The sequence below is a fragment of the Sphingopyxis indica genome, assembly GCF_900188185.1.
In the GTDB taxonomy this organism is placed as follows: domain Bacteria; phylum Pseudomonadota; class Alphaproteobacteria; order Sphingomonadales; family Sphingomonadaceae; genus Sphingopyxis; species Sphingopyxis indica.
In genome coordinates, this window is the sequence record NZ_FZPA01000023.1 from 1 (window position 1) to 19,814 (window position 19,814).

20 protein-coding genes are annotated in these 19,814 nt (G+C 65.2%); 11 read left to right on the top strand and 9 right to left on the bottom strand.

Features of this window, described 5'->3' with window-relative positions; all coding sequences use genetic code 11:
- The first annotated feature begins 120 nt into the window (after positions 1-120).
- The 7 genes from CHB69_RS19935 to phoB all read left to right on the top strand — a co-directional run bounded on the left by CHB69_RS19935 (position 121) and on the right by phoB (position 6,950).
- Positions 121-765, top strand: a complete 645-nt coding sequence (locus tag CHB69_RS19935; RefSeq protein WP_141134063.1) for a hypothetical protein — start codon at positions 121-123, stop codon at positions 763-765.
- A gap of 116 nt (positions 766-881) precedes the next feature.
- A complete protein-coding gene (locus tag CHB69_RS18845) occupies positions 882-1,931 on the top strand; it encodes a substrate-binding domain-containing protein (RefSeq protein ID WP_170935645.1) in 1,050 nt (349 codons plus the stop codon).
- A 162-nt stretch (positions 1,932-2,093) separates the two neighbouring features.
- Positions 2,094-3,470, top strand: a complete 1,377-nt coding sequence (gene pstC / locus CHB69_RS18850; RefSeq protein ID WP_089217469.1) for a phosphate ABC transporter permease subunit PstC — start codon at positions 2,094-2,096, stop codon at positions 3,468-3,470.
- A complete protein-coding gene (gene pstA / locus CHB69_RS18855; RefSeq protein ID WP_089217470.1) occupies positions 3,463-4,719 on the top strand; it encodes a phosphate ABC transporter permease PstA in 1,257 nt (418 codons plus the stop codon). The genes pstC and pstA overlap by 8 nt, the downstream gene beginning before the upstream one ends.
- Before the next feature lie 2 nt (positions 4,720-4,721).
- Entirely contained in the window at positions 4,722-5,504 is a 783-nt protein-coding gene (pstB, locus tag CHB69_RS18860) for a phosphate ABC transporter ATP-binding protein PstB (RefSeq protein WP_212541953.1), read from the top strand.
- A 25-nt stretch (positions 5,505-5,529) separates the two neighbouring features.
- A complete protein-coding gene (gene phoU, locus CHB69_RS18865) occupies positions 5,530-6,252 on the top strand; it encodes a phosphate signaling complex protein PhoU (protein WP_089217471.1) in 723 nt (240 codons plus the stop codon).
- Complete coding sequence (gene phoB, locus CHB69_RS18870) at positions 6,252-6,950, top strand: phosphate regulon transcriptional regulator PhoB (RefSeq protein WP_089217472.1); 699 nt, start codon at positions 6,252-6,254, stop codon at positions 6,948-6,950. The genes phoU and phoB overlap by 1 nt, the downstream gene beginning before the upstream one ends.
- Before the next feature lie 252 nt (positions 6,951-7,202).
- Here the strand turns inward: phoB and CHB69_RS18875 are convergent, their stop codons facing one another.
- Positions 7,203-8,567, bottom strand: coding sequence for an OprO/OprP family phosphate-selective porin (locus CHB69_RS18875; protein WP_089217473.1), 1,365 nt, complete (start codon positions 8,565-8,567; stop codon positions 7,203-7,205).
- 196 nt (positions 8,568-8,763) lie between these two features.
- Here CHB69_RS18875 and CHB69_RS18880 point away from each other — a divergent pair, with 196 nt between their 5' ends.
- Entirely contained in the window at positions 8,764-9,666 is a 903-nt protein-coding gene (locus tag CHB69_RS18880) for an SDR family oxidoreductase (RefSeq protein ID WP_089217474.1), read from the top strand.
- Positions 9,667-9,851: 185 nt separating this feature from the next.
- Positions 9,852-10,916 carry a hypothetical protein gene (locus CHB69_RS18885; protein ID WP_089217475.1) on the top strand — a complete coding sequence of 355 codons (1,065 nt, stop codon included), beginning with the start codon at positions 9,852-9,854 and terminating at the stop codon, positions 10,914-10,916.
- Between the two features lie 260 nt (positions 10,917-11,176).
- Here CHB69_RS18885 and CHB69_RS18890 read toward each other — a convergent pair whose 3' ends face one another.
- The 7 genes from CHB69_RS18890 to CHB69_RS18920 form a co-directional block, all read right to left on the bottom strand.
- Complete coding sequence (locus CHB69_RS18890; RefSeq protein WP_089217476.1) at positions 11,177-11,524, bottom strand: DUF2794 domain-containing protein; 348 nt, start codon at positions 11,522-11,524, stop codon at positions 11,177-11,179.
- Entirely contained in the window at positions 11,524-12,252 is a 729-nt protein-coding gene (gene cysE / locus CHB69_RS18895) for a serine O-acetyltransferase (RefSeq protein WP_089217477.1), read from the bottom strand. The genes CHB69_RS18890 and cysE overlap by 1 nt, the downstream gene beginning before the upstream one ends.
- 80 nt (positions 12,253-12,332) lie before the next feature.
- Entirely contained in the window at positions 12,333-12,965 is a 633-nt protein-coding gene (locus CHB69_RS18900; protein ID WP_089217478.1) for a hypothetical protein, read from the bottom strand.
- A gap of 117 nt (positions 12,966-13,082) precedes the next feature.
- The gene (locus CHB69_RS18905; RefSeq protein ID WP_089217479.1) at positions 13,083-14,447 is read right to left on the bottom strand and encodes a pyruvate dehydrogenase complex E1 component subunit beta; all 1,365 of its coding nucleotides are present in this window, start codon (positions 14,445-14,447) and stop codon (positions 13,083-13,085) included.
- A gap of 1 nt (position 14,448) precedes the next feature.
- Entirely contained in the window at positions 14,449-15,519 is a 1,071-nt protein-coding gene (pdhA, locus tag CHB69_RS18910) for a pyruvate dehydrogenase (acetyl-transferring) E1 component subunit alpha (RefSeq protein ID WP_089217480.1), read from the bottom strand.
- Between the two features lie 258 nt (positions 15,520-15,777).
- The gene (locus CHB69_RS18915; protein ID WP_089217481.1) at positions 15,778-16,098 is read right to left on the bottom strand and encodes an FtsB family cell division protein; all 321 of its coding nucleotides are present in this window, start codon (positions 16,096-16,098) and stop codon (positions 15,778-15,780) included.
- Between the two features lie 31 nt (positions 16,099-16,129).
- Positions 16,130-16,927, bottom strand: a complete 798-nt coding sequence (locus CHB69_RS18920) for a helix-turn-helix transcriptional regulator (RefSeq protein ID WP_089217482.1) — start codon at positions 16,925-16,927, stop codon at positions 16,130-16,132.
- Positions 16,928-17,012: 85 nt separating this feature from the next.
- On the opposite strand from CHB69_RS18920, the gene CHB69_RS18925 reads away from it, so the two are divergent.
- Positions 17,013-17,771 carry a class I SAM-dependent methyltransferase gene (locus CHB69_RS18925; protein ID WP_089217498.1) on the top strand — a complete coding sequence of 253 codons (759 nt, stop codon included), beginning with the start codon at positions 17,013-17,015 and terminating at the stop codon, positions 17,769-17,771.
- 19 nt (positions 17,772-17,790) lie between these two features.
- Here CHB69_RS18925 and eno read toward each other — a convergent pair whose 3' ends face one another.
- Positions 17,791-19,065, bottom strand: a complete 1,275-nt coding sequence (gene eno, locus CHB69_RS18930; protein ID WP_089217483.1) for a phosphopyruvate hydratase — start codon at positions 19,063-19,065, stop codon at positions 17,791-17,793.
- Positions 19,066-19,267: 202 nt separating this feature from the next.
- Here eno and CHB69_RS18935 point away from each other — a divergent pair, with 202 nt between their 5' ends.
- Positions 19,268-19,813, top strand: coding sequence for a hypothetical protein (locus tag CHB69_RS18935; RefSeq protein WP_089217484.1), 546 nt, complete (start codon positions 19,268-19,270; stop codon positions 19,811-19,813).
- Position 19,814 lies beyond the last annotated feature (1 nt).

The window sequence follows — 19,814 nt, forward strand, 5'->3', positions numbered from 1 at the left end:
CTTTGGTTCGTTGCAAAACCGCTGAATCAACGACTTGGGCGCGCGTCAAGCTAACCCGCTGACACCACTCAACTTAATTTCGGATCAGGCTCTAAGCACATCGAAATTCCTCCGTGGGATATGAATGACCTAGCCTTGATCCCGCAACGAGGATTCGACGCGCTGAACGTCGGAGCATCAACAAGGCAGAACAATGCAATTTGCGCAGAGGGGTTTGGAAACCCCTTGCTAGTTCAAGAGATATGCAGCGAATTTTGCATCAAAAATGGGATATTCGGATGGTCGGCCGACACGCAGAAACTTAATATGGAATCACTTGAGATAGCATTAAATGAAATTGCAAAAAGCAAAGGATTTCCTAAATATAGCAAACTGAAAGCTGGACCTGATGCCAGAAAGAAAAGGCAGCCTCGCCAGTTCAAAGATGGCACGTCGCAGGACAAATATTCTGCCATTTTAATGGCAGTTGCAACGATAGGACCTAAAACTCGCACCAGCTACGATGAAATTCGCTCGACATTACAAACAATGCTCATACCATCTTCGATGCCAGCCAAGCACGAAATCACTTCTGCTCTCGTCAATATGAGTAAAATCGCACGAGAGAAAATTGAAGGGGAGCCACCGATTGAGTGGGTTTCAAGCGAAGATAGCCTCGTTATTACGGACCCATTCCTGTTATTTTACATGAAGTGGGCTACTCACCATGAAGCCCCTGGGACGCAAACGCTCTTTATGATGGAGGCAGCCACAACTCCCTCATGACACTTCCATGACACCCCCTGTCACATACACGTCACACAAAACCCCCATTGGCGGCTCAGCGAGTCGCCGCGGGGGTGGCGGCTTGGTTCGGTAACGACCCCCGACAGGATATTTCCATGCTGAAGTCTTTCGCTCTCGCCGCCGGCGCCGCGACCTGCGCGCTGGCGCTTTCGGCTTGCCAGGATCAGGCGTCGCAGGGCGGCGGCGCGCGTGACTATATCAGCGCGGTCGGGTCTTCGACCGTCTATCCCTTTGCCACCGCGGCGGGTGAGAAATTCGCCGAAGCGACGGGCAACAAGACGCCCAAGATCGACAGCACGGGCACCGGCGGCGGCTTCGAGCGTTTCTGTCAGGGCGTCGGCGGCGACACCCCCGACATTTCGAACGCCTCGCGCCGGATGAAGAAGTCGGAGTTCGACACCTGCCAGAAGAATGGCGTCAAGGACATCGTCGAAATCCAGGTCGGCATCGACGGCATCGCGCTGGGCGAGGCGCAGCGCGGCCCCGGCTTCAAGCTGAGCGAGGAAGATGTTTACAAGGCGCTCGCCGCGAACCCCTATGGCAAGCCGAACACCGCGAAGACGTGGAAGGACGTGAACCCCGCGCTTCCCGCGGTCGGCATCTCGGTCTTCGGCCCGCCGTCGACCAGCGGCACCTATGACGCGTTCAAGGAACTGATCCTCGGCAAGGGCTGCGACGCGAACCCCGAAATGAAGGCGCTGAAGGCGAGCGACGCCGACAAGCATGAGGCGGTCTGCACCGGCCTGCGCGGGTCGCCCTATTATGTCGAACAGGGCGAGAATGATAACCTCATCATCTCGAAGCTCGACAAGAACCCCGACAGCCTGGGGATCTTCGGCTTTTCGTACCTCGATGCGAACAAGGACAAGATCAAGGCGGTGCCGGTGCAGGGCGTGTCGCCGACCTATGACAGCATCGCCGACGGCAGCTATCCCGGTTCGCGCCCGCTGTTCATCTATGTGAAGAAGGCGCATGTCGGCGTCGTTCCGGGGCTCAAGGAATATGTCGCGGAGTTCCTGAAGGGCGCGGGTCAGGGCGGCTATCTGGCCGAAAAGGGCCTGATCGTGTCGCCCAAGGCGGTGTCGGACGCGGCGAACGCCGCGGCGACGAACATGACCCCGCTCGACGGGTCGGTGCTGAAATAAAAGCGTTCCCTTCTCCCTGTACCCCCGCGAAGGCGGGGGTCCATCTCCGACCCTCAACATCTTCAGCAAGCGTCGCAGAAGTACGATAGCGCAGGAGATGGACCCCCGCCTTCGCGGGGGTACAAGAATGGATCGGCAGACCGCCCCGATGACGAGGACCAAGTGACCTTCAACGCCGCCGCCTTGCTCCTCCTCATCCTCGGCCTCGCGCTGATCGGCTGGCTCGCCGGGCGGGCGCGGTCGGCGATGCTTGCGGGGCGCAGCGGAAAGAAGCTGCATTCGCGGCCGCAATATCATGGCTGGTATGTCGCGCTGTGGCTGTTCGTGCCCGCAGCGATCTTCCTCGCCATATGGTCGAGCGTGTCGCCGGGACTGATCACCAACCAGGTGCTGGCGAGCCCCGCGGCCGAGAGCCTGCCCGCCTTCGGCTTCGAGCGCAGCGCGATCCTGTCCGACGCGCGCGACGTCGCACAGGGCAAGGCGGCGAAGGTGCGCCTGCCCGCCGCGGCGCCGCTGGTCGAACCCTATGCGGCCGCGACGCACCGCTATGCGTGGATCGGCATCGCGGCGATGCTGGCGCTGGCGCTGGCCGGCGGCCTCTATGCCTTCACGCGCATCCGCCCCGATTTCCGCGCCCGCACGCGGGTCGAGCGGATCGTCATGGCGCTGTTGCTGCTCGCCTCGCTCGTCGCGATTCTGACGACCTTCGGCATCGTGCTGTCGCTGCTGTTCGAATCCTTGCGCTTCTTCAGCCTGGTGCCGATGCGCGAACTGCTTTTCGGGACGCACTGGAACCCGCAGAGCGGCGCGCCGGTCGCCGATACCTTCGGCGGCATCCCGCTGTTCTGGGGCACGGTGCTGATCGGCGCGATCATCGCTATGATCGTCGCGATCCCGATCGGCATGATGAGCGCGGTGTATCTGACCCAATATGCGGCGCCGACAGTGCGCAAATGGGTAAAACCGATGCTCGAGATCCTCGCGGGCGTGCCGACCGTCGTTTACGGCTATTTCGCCGCGCTGACCGTCGCGCCGGCGCTGCGCAATTTCGCGGTGGCGATCGGCATCCCCAACGCCTCGACCGAAAGCGCGCTCGCGGCGGGCGTGGTGATGGGGGTGATGATCATCCCCTTCGTCTCGTCGATGGCCGACGACAGCATCAACGCGGTGCCGCAGGCGATGCGCGACGGCTCGCTGGCGCTGGGCGCGACGCCGAACGAGACGATCCGTCAGGTGCTGATCCCCGCCGCGCTGCCCGGCGTGATGGGCGGCATCCTGCTCGCGGTCAGCCGCGCGATCGGCGAGACGATGATCGTGGTGATGGCGGCGGGCCTCTCCGCGAACCTGACCGCGAACCCCTTCGCCAGCGTGACCACCGTGACCGCGCAGATCGTGAAATTGCTGACCGGCGACCAGGAATTCGACAGCGCCAAGACGCTCGCCGCCTTCGCGCTGGGGCTGGTGCTGTTCCTCGTCACGCTGCTGCTCAACATCGTCGCGCTGCGCATCGTCAAGAAATATCGTGAAGCCTATGAATAGGACGACTGCCCCGACCGACTGGAAAGCCGCCGCGATGCAGAAACGCATCGCGCGCCGCTACGCCGCCGAGCGCCGCTTCAAGGCGCTGGGGCTGGGCGCGGTGCTGCTGTCGGGCTTTTTCCTGGCCTTCCTGCTGTTCGTGATGGTCGGTAACGGCGCGCGGGGCTTTACCTATACGCATGTCGCGGTGCCGATCGACTTTCAGGCGATGCCGCTGACGATCGAGGCGGCGCGGCTCGACGATCCCGACGCCGACCAGGCGATCGCCAACGCCGGGCTGGCCGACATCGTCGCCTTCGCCGCCGACGAGGCGCTGGGCGATGGCGGGTCGGCGCTGATCAGCGAGAATGCGTGGAAGGAGGTGCGAGGGCAGATCAAGGCCGATCCCGAGCTGCTGAACGGCAAGTCGGTGTTCGAACTGCCCGCGTCGAGCAATGTCGATATTGCCGCCAAAGAGGGCGCGAAGGGCGACCTTGGCGCGCGCGTCGACGCGCTGAAGCGCGACGGACGGCTCTCGACCGGCTTCCACTGGCCTTTCTTCAGGAACGCCGACGCGACCGATCCCGCGGTGGCGGGCATCTGGGGGGCGCTCAAGGGATCGCTGCTGACGATCCTGATCGCTTTCCTGATCGCCTTTCCGACCGGGGTGCTCGCGGCGCTCTATCTCGAGGAATATGCGCCGCGGAACCGCTGGACCGACCTGATCGAAGTGTCGATCAACAATCTCGCCGCGGTGCCGTCGATCATCTTCGGCCTGCTTGCGCTCGCGGTGTTCATCAACTGGTTCGGGCTGTGCCAGGCGAGCCCGCTCGTCGGCGGCCTGACGCTGGCGCTGATGACGATGCCGGTGATCGTGATCGCGAGCCGCAACGCGATCAAGTCGGTGCCGCCGTCGATCCGCGACGCGGCGCTGGGCGTCGGTGCGAGCCCGGTGCAGGTGGTGTTCCACCACGTCCTGCCCCTCGCCCTCCCCGGCATATTGACCGGCACGATCATCGGCATGGCGCGCGCGCTGGGCGAGACCGCGCCGCTGCTCCTCGTCGGGATGCGGGCCTTCATCGGCGACGTGCCGAGCGGCATCTGCTCGCCCTCGACCGTGCTGCCGATGCAGATCTTCCTCTGGTCGGACGAAGTCGACCGCGGCTTCGTCGAGAAGACCTCGGCGGCGATCATCGTGCTGCTGATCGTGCTGCTGTCGATGAACGCGCTGGCCATCTATCTTCGCAACAAATTCGAAAAACGCTGGTGATCATGACCCAAGACGACCTCTCCATCGCCGACCCCAAGATGCGCGCGCAGGGCGTCAGCGTCTTCTATGGCGAGAAGCAGGCGATCAACGACGTGTCGATCGACGTCGGCACCGACCTCGTCACCGCCTTCATCGGCCCGTCGGGGTGCGGCAAGTCGACCTTCCTGCGCTCGCTCAACCGCATGAACGACACGATCGCCGGCGCGAAGGTGACCGGAACGATCGAACTCGACGGCGAGGATATCTATGCGCCGTCGATGGACGTCGTGCAGCTGCGCGCGCGCGTCGGCATGGTGTTCCAGAAGCCGAACCCCTTTCCCAAGTCGATCTATGACAATGTCGCCTATGGCTCGCGCATCCACGGCCTCGCGTCGAGCAAGGCCGACCTCGACGGCATCGTCGAGCGCGCGTTGACCCGCGCCGGGCTGTGGGACGAGGTCAAGGACCGCCTGACCGAAAGCGGCACCGCGCTGTCGGGCGGGCAGCAGCAGCGCCTGTGCATCGCGCGCGCGATCGCGGTCGATCCCGAAGTCATATTGATGGACGAACCCTGCTCGGCGCTCGACCCGATCGCGACCGCAAAGATCGAGGAACTGATCCACGAGCTGCGCGGCAAATATGCTATCGTGATCGTCACGCACAATATGCAGCAGGCGGCCCGCGTGTCGCAGCGCACCGCCTTTTTCCACCTCGGAACGCTGGTCGAATATGGCAAGACGACCGACATCTTCACCAACCCGAAGGCGGAACGGACCAAGGATTATATCACCGGCCGCTACGGCTGATCCGTAGCCGCAAAAGGATGGAACGATGGCAGTAGTCAACGAACATACCGTCAAGGCCTTCGACGAGGATCTGAACCGCCTGCGCGGGTTGATCAGCGAAATGGGCGGCCGCGCCGAACAGGCGCTGATTCAGGCGATGGCGGCGCTGAGCAAGGGCGACCAGGAGCTCGCCGCGCAGGTCGTCATGGGCGACAAGAAGATCGACGCGCTCGAGGCCGAGGTCGAACAGCTCACCGTCCAGACGATCGCGCTGCGTGCCCCGATGGCCGACGACCTGCGCGAGATGATCGCGGCGCTGAAAATCGTGTCGGTCGTCGAGCGCATCGGCGACTATGCGAAGAATATCGCGAAGCGCGTCGCGCTGATGGACCAGACGCGCTCGATCGAAGCGATCCCGGTGTTGATGTCGATGTCGTCGCTGGTCGCCGAGCTGGTCCACGACGCGCTCGACAGCTTTGCGGCGCGCGACGCCGAACTCGCGGTGCGGGTGACGGTGCGCGACAAGAATGTCGACGATTTCTACAACAGCATCTTCCGCACGCTCGTGACCTTCATGATGGAAAATCCGAAGCATATCACCGAGAGCGCGCACCTGCTGTTCGTCGCCAAGAATCTCGAGCGCATGGGCGACCATGCGACCAACATCGCCGAGATGGTCTATTATGTCGTCACCGGCGAGCGGATGGAGGAACGCGAGCGCGGCGAAACGCCCGAAGGCGCGGCCTCTGCGGAGCAGGAGGAAGGCTGATGCCGCAACCCGATCTGCTGCTGATCGAGGATGACGAGGCGATCGCCGAGCTGATCGTCTGGCATTTCGCGCGCGAAGGCTTTTCGGTGCGCCAGACGCCCGACGGCGAACAGGCGCTGGTGCTCGTCGAGGAACGCGTTCCCGACATCGTGCTGCTCGACTGGATGATCGAAAGCCTGCCCGGCATCGAAGTGTGCCGCCGGCTGCGCCGCAACCCCAAATCGGCGAACGTCCCGATCATCATGCTCACCGCGCGCGGCGAGGAGGAGGATCGCATCCGCGGCCTCGAAACCGGCGCCGACGATTATGTCACCAAACCGTTCAGCCCGCGCGAACTCGTCGCGCGCGTCCAGGCGGTGCTGCGCCGCCTGCGCCCCGCGCTCGCCGGCGAGATGCTGACCTATTCGGACATCGAGCTCGACTCGGTTGCGCACAAGGTCGTGCGCGGCGGCCACATCGTGAACATGGGTCCGACCGAATTCCGCCTGCTCCGCCATTTCATGGAGCATCCGGGGCGCGTCTTTTCACGCGGGCAATTGCTCGACAGCGTCTGGGGACAGGACAGCGACATCGAACTGCGCACCGTCGACGTCCATATCCGGCGGCTGAGGAAAGCGATCAACCTGCCGGGCACCGCCGACATCATCCGCACGGTGCGCTCGGCGGGCTATGCGCTCGATGCCGGAAGGGGCGCCTGACTTCGGACTCGAAGCCCGAATTGTGCTGAGAGTGATAAGGATCGAGAGAGTCCGCTGACGGGCGGGAGGGGTCGTTCATAAGCCCCTCCTCTTCAGAGGAGGGGTTGGGGGTGGTGGCGCGCGATAGCACGCAAGATGTCGCGCACCACCCCGCTGCGACTAGCGAGCAAGCTCGCAAGTCTCGCTGCCCCTCCTCTGAAGAGGAGGGGTTTTGTCCGACGTCCGCTCCCCACCCCAAAACCGCCATCGCAATCAGAAATCGATCTGCGTCCTCAGGCCTACGGTATCGACGCTATAATCCCGATCGCCGGTCGCGGTTGCGACGCGCGCATCGTCGATCCACAGCTTGCCGTAATTGGCGACGATGCGGACATAGTCGATCGGCACCCAGACCAGCGACAGAAGCGCCGCCTGTTGTTGGCCGCCGACGAGTCCCGCATCGTTGAGATCGAGATAATCGTAACGCGCATTGACCTCGATCGCGCCCGGCCCGCCTTCGGTAAACGGCCGCGACGGCTTCAGGCGGTCGTAGGCGCCGTCCTTATATCCGCGCCGGTCGCCACGGGTGAGCACCATGCCCAATTCGGCATAGCCGCCGAAGAAGGTCGGATCGGGCGACCCGAGGCGATCGACCGTCTGCCAATAGCTTTCGCCCATCGCATGGAACGGCCCGTGGATCACCGCGGCTTCGGCGCCGATGCCCCGCTCGCCTTTTGCGTCGATCTGGCCGGTGTCGACCAGCCGCACCGAGGTCGTATGCGTGAAGGGGCGCGCGCGGTAGCGGATGGTTGCCGCCGGATTGTCGAAATCGCGCAAATGGAGCGAGCCGGCGAGGTGCAGCTGCGTATCGCCGAATTTCGGCATCCACACCGCCCGCGCGTCGAGGCTGACCGCCTCGGTGGCGGAATCGAGCAGATCGTCGGCGTTGTTCCCGAATATCCCTCCCTGCAGCAACAGCGCCTTGTGCTTATATTGCGCCGACAGGCCGACGCGGCGCTCGAAGCCGAACGCCTGGGTATAAGCGGCGCGTTCCATCGTGCTGGTAAACAGGTCGCTCGTCATATCCTCAAGCGACCAGAAGGGCTTGACCTGCCCCGCCGTAACGGTGAGCGGCCCGGTCCCATAGGATAGATAAACATCGGTCAACTCGACCGCATTATTGGCGAAATCGGCCTCGACGCGATAGGCGATGCCGCCTGGAATCTTGCCGTCGACGCCCAGGTAGACGCGCCGGAACTCGGGCTTCAGGCCATTGTCCGCGACCCCGTCGGGCGCGTAAAGCCCGCCGACATCGACCTGCACCCGCCCGCGCGGCTTGAAGCTCCAGCCGTCGGCGGTCTTGATTTCGGGCGCGCCCTTCCAATTCACCTCGGTCGCGCTTGCCGCCGGCGCTGGCGCAACGGCCGGAGCGGGCGCGGGCGATGCCGTCGGACTCTCGCCCTGCTCTGCGGTCGCCGCATCGAGCCGCGCTTCGAGCGTATCGACCTTCGCCTTGAGCGCGGCGAGTTCGGCGCGCAAGGTGGCCGCCTCTTCGGCGCTCATCGCCTGCGCATGGGCTTCTCCCGGGATGACGAACATCGTCGTCGCCAGCAAGGCGGCGGTAATAGCGAGGCGCATTCGAATTGCTCCATTTCGTTCCGGTGACAATCTGGTGGCGCTGTTATGACCAGTAAATGACAGTTGCGCGTCCATAGCATGACATTTTCGTTACATTGCTCATTTTGCGCGGCCCCTTGCCAGCGCAGCCCGAACGACTAAGGACGTGCCAGTTTCTATCGGCAACCCTTTGGGTCGCATCATGCGGGAGAATATCATGGCGATCAATTTCGACGGTCGTGTTGCAATCGTGACCGGAGCCGGCGGCGGGCTCGGCCGCGCCTATGCGCTCGAACTGGCGCGGCGCGGCGCGAAGGTCGTCGTCAACGATCTGGGCGGCGCACGCGACGGCACGGGCCATTCGGACGCCGCGCTTGCCGTCGTCGAGGAAATCCGCGCCGCCGGCGGCACCGCCATGTCGAACGGCGGCAGCGTCACCGAATATGAGCATATGGCCGAAATGGTCGCCAAGGCGAAGGAGGAATGGGGCGGCGTCCACATCCTGATCAACAATGCCGGCATCCTGCGCGACAAGAGCTTCGCCAAGATGACGATGGAGGACTTCGACCTCGTCGTTCAGGTCCACCTGCTCGGCAGCGCCAATGTCACCAAGGCGTGCTGGGACCTGATGCGCGACCAGGCCTATGGCCGCATCCTGATGACCGCCTCCTCGACCGGCCTCTACGGCAATTTCGGACAAGCCAATTATGGCGCCGCGAAGCTGGGCCTCGCGGGATTGACCAAGACGCTGCACCTCGAAGGCGCGAAATATAATATCCGCTGCAACACGATCGCGCCGGTCGCGGGCACGCGCATGACCGAGGACATTTTCCCGCCCGAACTGTTCGAGAAATTCACGCCCGAAAATGTCGTTCCCGCCGCGCTGTTCCTCGTCAGCGAGGACGCCCCGACGAACATGATCGTCGGCGCGGGCGCCGGCGCCTATCACGCCGCCTATGTCACCGCGACCCCCGGCGTCGCCCTGCCCGAAGACGAACGCACACCCGAGGGCGTCGCCGCGGCGTGGGAGCAGATCATCGACCGCAAGGGCGAGATCGTCCCGCAATCGGGCAGCGAACAGTCGATGATCGTGATGAAGGCGTTGCAGGCGCTGGGCTGAGCCTTCGTCCCTTCATCCTCGTCACCCCGGGCTCGACCCGGGGTCCATTTCTCGCACGGTGGCGCCATGGATGCCGGGTCAAGCCCGGCATGACGAGGGTTGCCAGTCTACTGTATTGACACACTAACACGCCCATGTAATACCAAAGCGGGGCAAGGGGATCGGTCAGATAAAGGACGACCCCGATGTATAGTGAAAGCGACCTGCAAGCAGCGGTCGATGCCAGAGTGTTGACGCCGGAGGCCGCGCAGGCTTTCCGGTCGCACATTGCATCGGTTCGCGCCGCGCCCGGAGCCGACGAGGAATCCTTCCGGCTCATCACCGGCTTCAACGATATTTTCGTCAGCATCGCGGCGGTGATCCTGCTCGTGGCGGTGGGATGGATCGGCGAATCGATCCATGCGGCGCTTGCGGGCGCATTCGTCGCGGGCTCGGCCTGGTTCCTCGCCGAATATTTCACGAAGGTGCGCCGCATGGCGCTTCCCAGCATCGTGTTGATGCTCGCCTTCGCCGGCGGCGTCGCGGCAACGATGATCGGCTTTCTCGTCGAGCATGGCGAGGCCATTTTCGGCAAGGATCCGGGCGATACGGTCGCCGGGCTGCTGATGGGCGGCATTGCGCTGATCACGGCGGTGGCGACCTGGCTGCACTGGAAGCGATTCATGGTGCCGATCACCGTCGCGGCGGGCACCGCGGCGCTCGCGGCGATGGCGGTCGCGCTGATCCTCTCGATCACCGGAATGCCCGAAGAGCCCGACGCGCTGGTCATGTCGCTGGTGCTCGTCGCCGGGCTCGGCGTCTTCACGCTTGCCATGTGGTGGGACCGCAGCGACCGCGCGCGCCAGACACGCCGCAGCGACGTTGCCTTCTGGCTGCACCTGCTCGCCGCTCCGATGATCGCGCACCCGATCTTCTTTCTGCTGGGGGTTACCGAGGGCGAGAATATCACGAGCGGCGCCGCGGTGATGGTGGTCGGCATCTACATAGTGTTCGGCCTCGTCGCGCTGGCGATCGACCGGCGCGCACTGCTCGTCTCCGCCCTCGCCTATGTGTTGTTCGCGTTGACCCAGCTCTTTCGCACCTTCGGTGCGATCGAACTCAATGTCGCGCTGACCGCGCTGGTGATCGGATCGGCGCTGCTGCTGCTTTCGGCCTTCTGGCAGAATGCGCGGGCGATCGTGGTCGGCCAGCTGCCCGCGAATCTCGCGAACCAGCTGCCGGCCACCATTCGGGCAATGGCTCAGGCCTGACTTCCAACGTCATCCCGGCGGAGGCCGGGATCTCGCCGGGGCCTAGAGCAGCGAGCCTTAAATCTGCACCGTCTCCCCGAGCGAAGACGAGGGGCTCTGCCGAGCGAAGTCGAGGCTGCGACGCTGCGGTTCTCGCTCCGCTCGAACGAGCCCCTCGTCTTCGCTCGGGGAGACGGGTCGATTCAGATTTCCTGCAATTTGCTCTAATGCTCAGACGGTGAGATCCCGGCCTTCGCCGGGATGACGGCGTGAGGGCGCCGTCAGTCCGCAACCAGCTTCATCAGCTTGCGTTCGATGGGGGCGAGTATGTTCGCGAGTTCGTCCCCGCGTTTCAGGATCGCCCCGGCTTCGGAGACCAGCGCCCACAGGCCCTGACGGCTCCGCAAGGCGGGGCGTTTTTCGATGCGATATTCGGGGCGCTCGGCGGTGCGGCGAAAGGCGGAGAAGATCGCGGCGTCGCGGTGGAAATCCATCGCATAGTCGCGCCAGCGCCCCGCCGCGACCATGCGGCCGTAGAGGTCGAGGATGCGGGTCAGCTCATCACGGTCGAACCCGACTTGCAGCGGTGCCGCACGAACGAGATGCGGCAAAGGCGTCACCGTTCCCATCAGGCCCGGTTCCGGCTCCCTTTGCGCCGCTGCGGCGCTTCGTCGTCGTTATCGACAATTGCCGCCTCGCGCTCGGCAATCAGGGCTGCGAGTTGCTTCTGCAGCTGCTCGAGCTGGCATTGCAGCAGTTCGACCTTCTGCGTCGCGGGGTCGAAGGTTTCGCAGCACGGCGTGCCATAGGGCACGAATTCGCGGGCATATTCGGTCGCATCGACGAGCGTCGAGCGCGCCGGAATGCCGACCATCACCGCGCCCTCGGGCACGTCCTTCGTCACCACCGCATTGGCACCGACGCGCGCGCGTTCGTTGACGATCACCGGGCCGAGGATCTGCGCGCCCGATCCGACAATCACGTCGTTGCTCAACGTCGGGTGGCGCTTGCCGCCGATCCCGTTGGCGGGATCGGTGCCGCCGAGCGTCACGCCCTGATAGATGGAAACATTGTCGCCGATCTCCGCCGTCTCGCCGATCACCACGCCAAAGCCATGGTCGATGAACAGATGGCGGCCGATCGTCGCGCCGGGGTGGATGTCGATGCCGGTCAGGAAGCGCGCAAGATGATTGATGAAGCGCGCGAGGAAGAAGAGCCGCGCCTCGAACAGCCAGTGCGCGACGCGGTGCATGCCGACCGCGAGCAGCCCCGGGTAGAGGAGGATTTCCCACCGCGACCGCGGCGCGGGATCGCGCGCCTTGATCGAGTCGAGATAGGCGACCAGGGTATTGAACATCTATTGTCCCCTGCGACCGTGCAATCAAGGCAAGATAGAGATGCCCGAGAGGCTTTTCCACCCCCGAAGCGCTTTATTCGTCAGCGCCCGAACAGGCCAAGGCGAAAGAGCAGCAAGCCTTCGCTTCGCCAGCGCCGCTCGCCATCGCGCGCGGCGATCGCCGCGGCCCAGCGGTCGAGCATCAACAGCGCGCGCTGCCCGGCAAAGGCGCTGCGCGGCGGCGGGGGGGCGGCGCGAGCTTCGGTGAACAGCCGGCGCGCCCCGGCTTCGTCCTTTTGCAGCGCCGCGCCCCAGAGCAGACCCCAGCGCCGTCCGGATATTCCGTCGCCGCCCGACAGCGCGAAGAGCGCCGTTCCGAAGGCGGCGGCGCCGTCACGCCCCGCATCTTCGGCGAGCAACATCGCCTCGGCCGCATCGACGAGTGCATCGAGCCCGCCCTGGCCGCCCCACGTCGCCTGAAGCTCGGCGAGCAGCGGTTCGCCTTTCGGCAGCGCGCCGGGATCGTTCGCGAGCAGCGCCAGCATGTCGCGCCACCAGGCGAGCTTGATCTGGCCGATCAGCGGCTCGCTCGTGTCGCGCAGCAGCGCCGTCAGCCGCTCGGCGAGCGCCCACAGCGCCGTGAGCGCAGCGCGGCGCCCGGGCGGCACCGCGACCAGCACGCGCGGGTCGCGCAGGTCGGGATAGGGCGCAAAATCGGGAACGTCGCTCGCCATGCGCTGCGGCTAACATCTCCATCCCGTCATTGCGAGCGAAGCGACGCAATCCAGAGCGCGCCAGACCGCCCTGGATTGCTTCGTCGCTTCGCTCCTCGCAATGACGAGAATAAATTATCAGCGATTGCACACCGCCTTCGCCGCCGCGATCACCCGCGCGGTATCGACGAGCGCCGCCTTTTCGAGATTGGCGGCATAGGGCAGCGGCACATCCTCGTTGCACACGCGGGTGACCGGCGCGTCGAGATCGTCGAAGCCCTGTTCCATCGCGACCATCGCAAGCTCGCTCGCGATCGAGCAGGTCGGCCAGCCTTCCTCGACGATGACGAGGCGGTTCGTCTTTTTGAGGCTTGCGAGCACGGTCGCCGTATCGAGCGGGCGCAAGGTGCGCAGGTCGATCACCTCGGCGTCGATGCCCTCGCCGGCCAGCGCGTCGGCGGCTTCGAGCGCAAGCCCGACGCCGATCGAATAGCTGACGAGCGTGACGTCGCTGCCCTCGCGCATGATCCGCGCCTTGCCGATCGGCAGCACGAAATCGTCGACCTCGGGCACGTCGAAGCTGCGGCCATAGAGCAGCTCGTTCTCGAGGAAGACGACCGGATCTTCGCTGCGGATCGCGGCCTTCAAGAGCCCTTTCGCGTCGGCCGCATCATAGGGCGAGATGACGATCAAGCCGGGGACGCTCGCATACCAGGGCGCGTAATTCTGGCTGTGCTGCGCCGCGACGCGGCTCGCCGCGCCGTTCGGGCCGCGGAAAACGATCGGACAGCGCATCTGGCCGCCCGACATATAGTTGGTCTTGGCCGCCGAATTGATGATGTGGTCGATCGCCTGCATCGCGAAGTTGAAGGTCATGAACTCGATGATCGGCCTGAGGCCGCCCATCGCGGCGCCGGTGCCGAGCCCCGCGAACCCATATTCGGTGATCGGCGTATCGACGACGCGCTTGTCGCCGAATTCTTCGAGCAGGCCCTGCGTAACCTTGTACGCGCCCTGATATTCGGCGACTTCCTCGCCCATCACGAAGATGCGGTCGTCGGCGCGCATCTCTTCGGCCATCGCATCGCGCAGCGCTTCGCGCACGGTGAGCTTGGCCATCGCGGTGCCTTCGGGGATCGCGGGGTCCGACGCACGTTCGGCCGGAGCCGGCGCCTTGGGAGCGGCTGGCGCGGGCGCGGCGGCCTCGGGCTCGTCGACGGGCGCGGCGGGTGCTGGTGCCGGCGTGCTCGCCGCATCCTCGCCCTCGCCCGCGATCGTCGCGATCACGGTGCCCACCTTCACATTGTCGGTGCCCTCGGGCACGAGGATCCGGCCGATCGTGCCTTCGTCGACCGCTTCGAACTCCATCGTCGCCTTGTCGGTCTCGATCTCGGCGAGGATGTCGCCCGATTTGACCTCGTCGCCTTCCTTGACGAGCCATTTGGCGAGCGTGCCCTCTTCCATCGTCGGCGACAGCGCCGGCATCTTCAATTCGATGGCCATCTCAATATTGCTCCACCAGCACGTCGGTATAAAGTTCGGCAAGTTCGGGTTCGGGCGCGCTTTCGGCGAAGTCGGCCGCGTCGCTCACCACCTGGCGGATGTCCTTGTCGATCGCCTTGATCGCGTCCTCGGTCATTCCCGCGTCGAGCATCAGCTTCTTGAGATGCTCGATCGCATCGGACTTGTCGCGCACCGCCTGCACCTCCTCGCGGCTGCGATATTTGGCCGGGTCGGACATCGAGTGGCCGCGATAGCGATAGGTCTTGAGCTCGAGCAGGATCGGCCCCTTGCCCGCGCGCACCCATTCGAGCGCCGCCTCGGCCGCGCCGCGCACCGCGAGCACGTCCATGCCGTCGACCTGCATGCCGGGGATGCGGAAGCTTTCGCCGCGGCGATAGAGCTGGTCCTCGGCGCTACTGCGATTGACCGAAGTGCCCATCGCATATTGGTTGTTCTCGATCACGAAGATGATCGGCAGCTTCCACAGCTCGGCCATGTTGAAGCTTTCATAGACCTGGCCCTGGTTCGCGGCGCCGTCGCCGAAATAGGCCATGGCGACCCCGCCGTCGCCGCGATATTTGTGCGCGAAGGCGAGGCCGGTGCCGAGCGCGACCTGAGCACCGACGATGCCGTGGCCGCCATAGAATTTATGCTCGACGCTGAACATGTGCATCGAGCCGCCCTTGCCCTTCGAGATGCCCGCCTGACGCCCGGTCAGCTCGGCCATGATGACCTTGGGGTCGATGCCGTAAGCGAGCATATGCCCGTGGTCGCGATAGCCGGTGATCACGCTGTCACGCTCGCCGTCGAGCGCCGACTGGAGGCCCACGGCGACCGCTTCCTGGCCGATATAGAGGTGGCAGAAACCGCCGATCAGGCCGAGGCCGTAGAGCTGCCCCGCCTTTTCCTCGAAGCGGCGGATGAGCAGCATTTCGCGATAGAATGTCTCTAGCTCTTGCGGAGTCGCCGCATAGGGCGCGGGCTCGCGGGGGGTCTCGCGGTTCGATTTGGGAGCTGGAGTGGACGCAGGTTTTTTTGGCGCGGCGGTCTTGCGCGCGGGTGCTTTGGCCAAGGTGCTTTCCTTTGCGTTTAGCCGTTACGGCATGGCCCCTATAGGACCGCCCCGCCCCGCTTGGCAACGCCCCCTTGGGCGGCCGGAAGGATGGTGTTACGTATGCAACATTGCCTAAGCCCCTCCTCTTCAGAGGAGGGGTTGGGGTGGTGGCGCGCGGCAGCGCGCAAGACGCCGAGCACCACCCCGCTGCGACCAGCGAACAAGTTCGCAAGTCTCGCTGCCCCTCCTCTGAAGAGGAGGGGGTGACGCATTACTCTATTCCTTCTCGTCCATCGGGATGGCGATTTCATCGGGGTGCATGACGCCCAGTTTCTCGCGGACATATTCGTCGGCAAGGTCGGGGTCGACGCGCCGCCGGTCGAGCAGATTGACGCGGTTCTGAAGTTCGTTCTCGCGCTTGGTCAGCTTCGACAGCACGACCCGCTTCTTCTCGACCGACTGGCGATAATCGCCCCAGGCATAAAGGCCGGTCGGCCCGAAGATGATATAGCCGATCATCGCCAGCACCGCGAGCAGCGCGACGGTGGGACCGATGGCCCGATTCACCGATTTCCGAACTTTGTGGCGCTGCGTCATCGCCGCCTTGAATCACAAGCGATTCGCGGCGTCAAGGCGCCTTGCGACATTTTCCACCGCTTGTCGGTTCAAGGAAAATCAGGCGAAAGTCGCCGCGCTCGACTTCGGCGAGCGTATGCTGCTCATATTCGACCGCGCCGAGCGCCGGATGGTCGAAGCGCCGCGCGCCGCCTTCGTGCGGCAGGACCGCCTGGCGGTCCCATTCGACCGCGAATTCGGCGCTGATTTCGCAAAGCCGGTCGACCACCATATGAACGCGCGGATCGGTGACCCCGCGCCCGAAATCGCGGCGGAACTCCGACAGGATGCGCGCCGCCCGCGCGCGCCAGTCGGGCAGCAGGCCGCGGGCTGCCGGATGCGTGAACACATAGTCGAGCAGATTCGGCTGATCGCCGGCGTCGAACAGGCCGACGAACAGCGCCCGCGCCGCGCCGTTCGCGCAGCAGACATACCAGGCGGGATCGAGGCCATAGGCGGGCCAGGTCAGCGCCTCGACCGCCGCCGCGATCGCCGGCGGCGCCTGCACCGCCGCGGGCCCCACCGGCGCAGCCGGGTCGCGCCTGTCCGCGAGCGCGAACATATAGTCGCGCTCGGCGCCCGACAGGTGCAGCGCATCGGCGAGCCGCGCGAGCATCGCCGCCGACGGCCGGATGTCGCGCCCCTGTTCGACCCACGCGAGCCACGTCGTTCCAATACCCGCAAGATCGGCGAGATCCTCGCGGCGCAGCCCGGGCGTCCGGCGACGACGCGGCGGCCCCACGGGGGTCATCGCCTCACGCCGTCCGCGCACGAAGGCGCCCAATAGTCTGCGTTGCTCCGCGGTCTGCATGATGCAATTTATAACAGGATAATTATGTCCATTGTAACAGGGTAATTGATCGGCTGGAGGGACGGCATCGAAGGAGATAATGACGATGACCGCCACGCACGATGATCTGGTCCGCAGCCAATTCGGCGCGACCGCCAATGCCTATGTCGCCAGCGCCGTCCATGCGTCGGGCGCCGACCTCGATACGATCGCCGCGCGCGCCGCGAGCGCCGCGCCCGCCCGCGCGCTCGACCTCGGCGCCGGGGGCGGGCATGTCGCCTATGCGATCGCGCCCCACGCAGGCGCAGTCGTCGCCTGCGACCTCTCCGCCGACATGCTCGCCGCCGTCGCCGCCGAAGCGAAGCGGCGCGGCATCGGCAATATCGCGACACAGACGGCGGCCGCCGAAGCGCTGCCCTTTGCCGACGGCCATTTCGATTTCCTCGCCTGCCGCTTTTCGGCGCATCATTGGCGCGATGCGGAGGCCGGACTGCGCGAGGCGCGGCGCGTGCTCGCACCGGGGGCACCCGCGATCTTCGTCGACATCGTCGCTCCGCACACAGCGGCGCTCGACACCCATTTGCAGACGGTCGAGCTGCTGCGCGACGGATCGCACGTCCGCGACTATGGCGTCGGCGAATGGACGGCGATGTTCGCGCGCGCGGGTTTCGATCTGCACGGGATCACGCGCGGGCGCCTGCGTATGGACTTCGCCGACTGGACCCGGCGGATGCGAACGCCGTCGGCGCACGCCGCCGCGATTCGCGCGCTCCAGCAGCAGGCGAGCGAGGATGTCGCGCGCCATTTCGCGATCGAGCCCGACGGTTCCTTCACGATCGACATGGCGCTGTTCGAGGTCGAATAGTGCCCGCCGCCGCGGGGAATCAGCCGAAAATCGCCATTCCCGGATAGCGCGCCATGTCGCCCAGCTCTTCCTCGATGCGGATCAGCTGGTTGTACTTCGCGAGCCGGTCGGAGCGCGCGAGGCTGCCGGTCTTGATCTGTCCGCAGTTCGTCGCGACCGCAAGGTCGGCGATCGTCGAATCCTCGGTCTCGCCCGAACGGTGCGACATCACGGCGGTGTAGCGCGCGCGGTGCGCCATATCGACCGCATCGAGCGTTTCGGACAGGGTGCCGATCTGGTTGACCTTGACGAGCAGCGAGTTGGCGAGGCCGACCTTGATTCCCTGCTCGAGCCGCAGCGGATTGGTGACGAACAAATCGTCGCCGACGAGCTGGCACTTGTCGCCGATCAGGTCGGTGAGCGCTTTCCAGCCCGCGAAATCATCCTCGCTCATCCCGTCCTCGATCGACAGAATCGGATAATCCTTGACCAGCGCCGCCAGATAGTCGGCCATCTGTTCGGGGCTGAGCGAAAGCCCCTCGCCGCTGATTTCATATTTGCCGCCCCGGAAGAATTCGGTCGCGGCGCAGTCGAGCGCGAGCACGACGTCGCTGCCGAGCTTGAAGCCCGCCTGGTCGACCGACGCGGCGATGAAGTCGAGCGCATCACGGGTCGAGGCGAGGTTGGGGGCGAAGCCGCCCTCGTCGCCGACCGCGGTGGCGAGCCCCTTCTGCGCGAGGCCCTTTTTCAGCGTGTGGAAAATCTCGCTGCCCCAGCGCACCGCCTCGGCGATGCTGCCCGCGCCGACCGGCATCACCATGAATTCCTGCACGTCGATCGGATTGTCGGCATGTTCGCCGCCGTTGATGATGTTCATCATCGGAACGGGCAAGGTTCGAGCGGAAACCCCACCGACATAGCGGTAGAGCGGCAGGCCGCGCGCGTCGGCGGCGGCCTTCGCGGCGGCGAGGCTGACGCCGAGGATCGCATTGGCGCCGAGCCGGCCCTTGTTCGGCGTGCCGTCGAGGTCGATCATCGCCATGTCGATCTCGCGCTGGTCCTCGGCGTCGAGGCCGATCAGCGCTTCGGCGATTTCGCCGTTCACCGCAGCGACCGCCTTGGTCACGCCCTTGCCCAGATAGCGCGCCTTGTCGCCGTCGCGCAGTTCGACCGCTTCGTGCGCGCCGGTCGAGGCGCCCGAGGGCACCGCGGCGCGGCCGAAGCTGCCGTCTTCGAGCAGCACGTCGACTTCGACGGTCGGATTGCCGCGGCTGTCGAGGATTTCGCGGCCGTGAATGTCGATGATGGCGGTCATGGAAGTTCGTCCTGCTAGCACGGATGGAAGGGCGCCAGCCTGTTATCGGCGGCCTTCGGGCAAGGCAAGCCGCATAGGAATTTTGCGGCGCTATGGAACCATTCTGCGCGCCTTGCTATATATTGACACAGGACCGAAAAGGGACCGGCACGACCGGCTGACCGCCGTGCGTGCGCCCGGATAAGAAGAAGGATGACGCCCGATGGCCAAAGCCGCTACTCCCGCTACGCCCGCCGCCAAGAAAGCCACGCCGCGCGCCCCGGCCAAGGCCGGCGCCACCAAAAAAGCCCCGGCGCGCAAGCCGGCCGCGGCCAAGGCCGCCAAGGAGCATCCGATCCGCGATCAGCTCGCCGCGACGCGCGACACGATCAAGAGCGAGGCGTCGAAGAAGGCGTCGTCGCTGAAGGGCGATGCGACCAATTTCGCGAACCAGGCCTCGGCAAAGGCGCGTGAAGCCGCGACCCGCGGCAAGGACAAGGCCGCCGAAGCGGTGAGCAGCCTCGCCAAGATGCTCGAGGACAGCGCCGGCACGGTCGACGACAAGTTCGGCAAGCAGTATGGCGATTATGCGCGCTCGGCCGCCTCGACGGTGGCGGGCCTCGCCTCGACCCTCGACCAGAAGGACCTCGACGAGCTGGCGGGCGCGACCCGCGATTTCGTCAAGAAGAGCCCAGCGGTCGCGGTCGGCGCTGCGGCGGTGATCGGGTTCGTGCTCGCGCGGATGCTGAAGGGCGGGTCGAACGACTGAT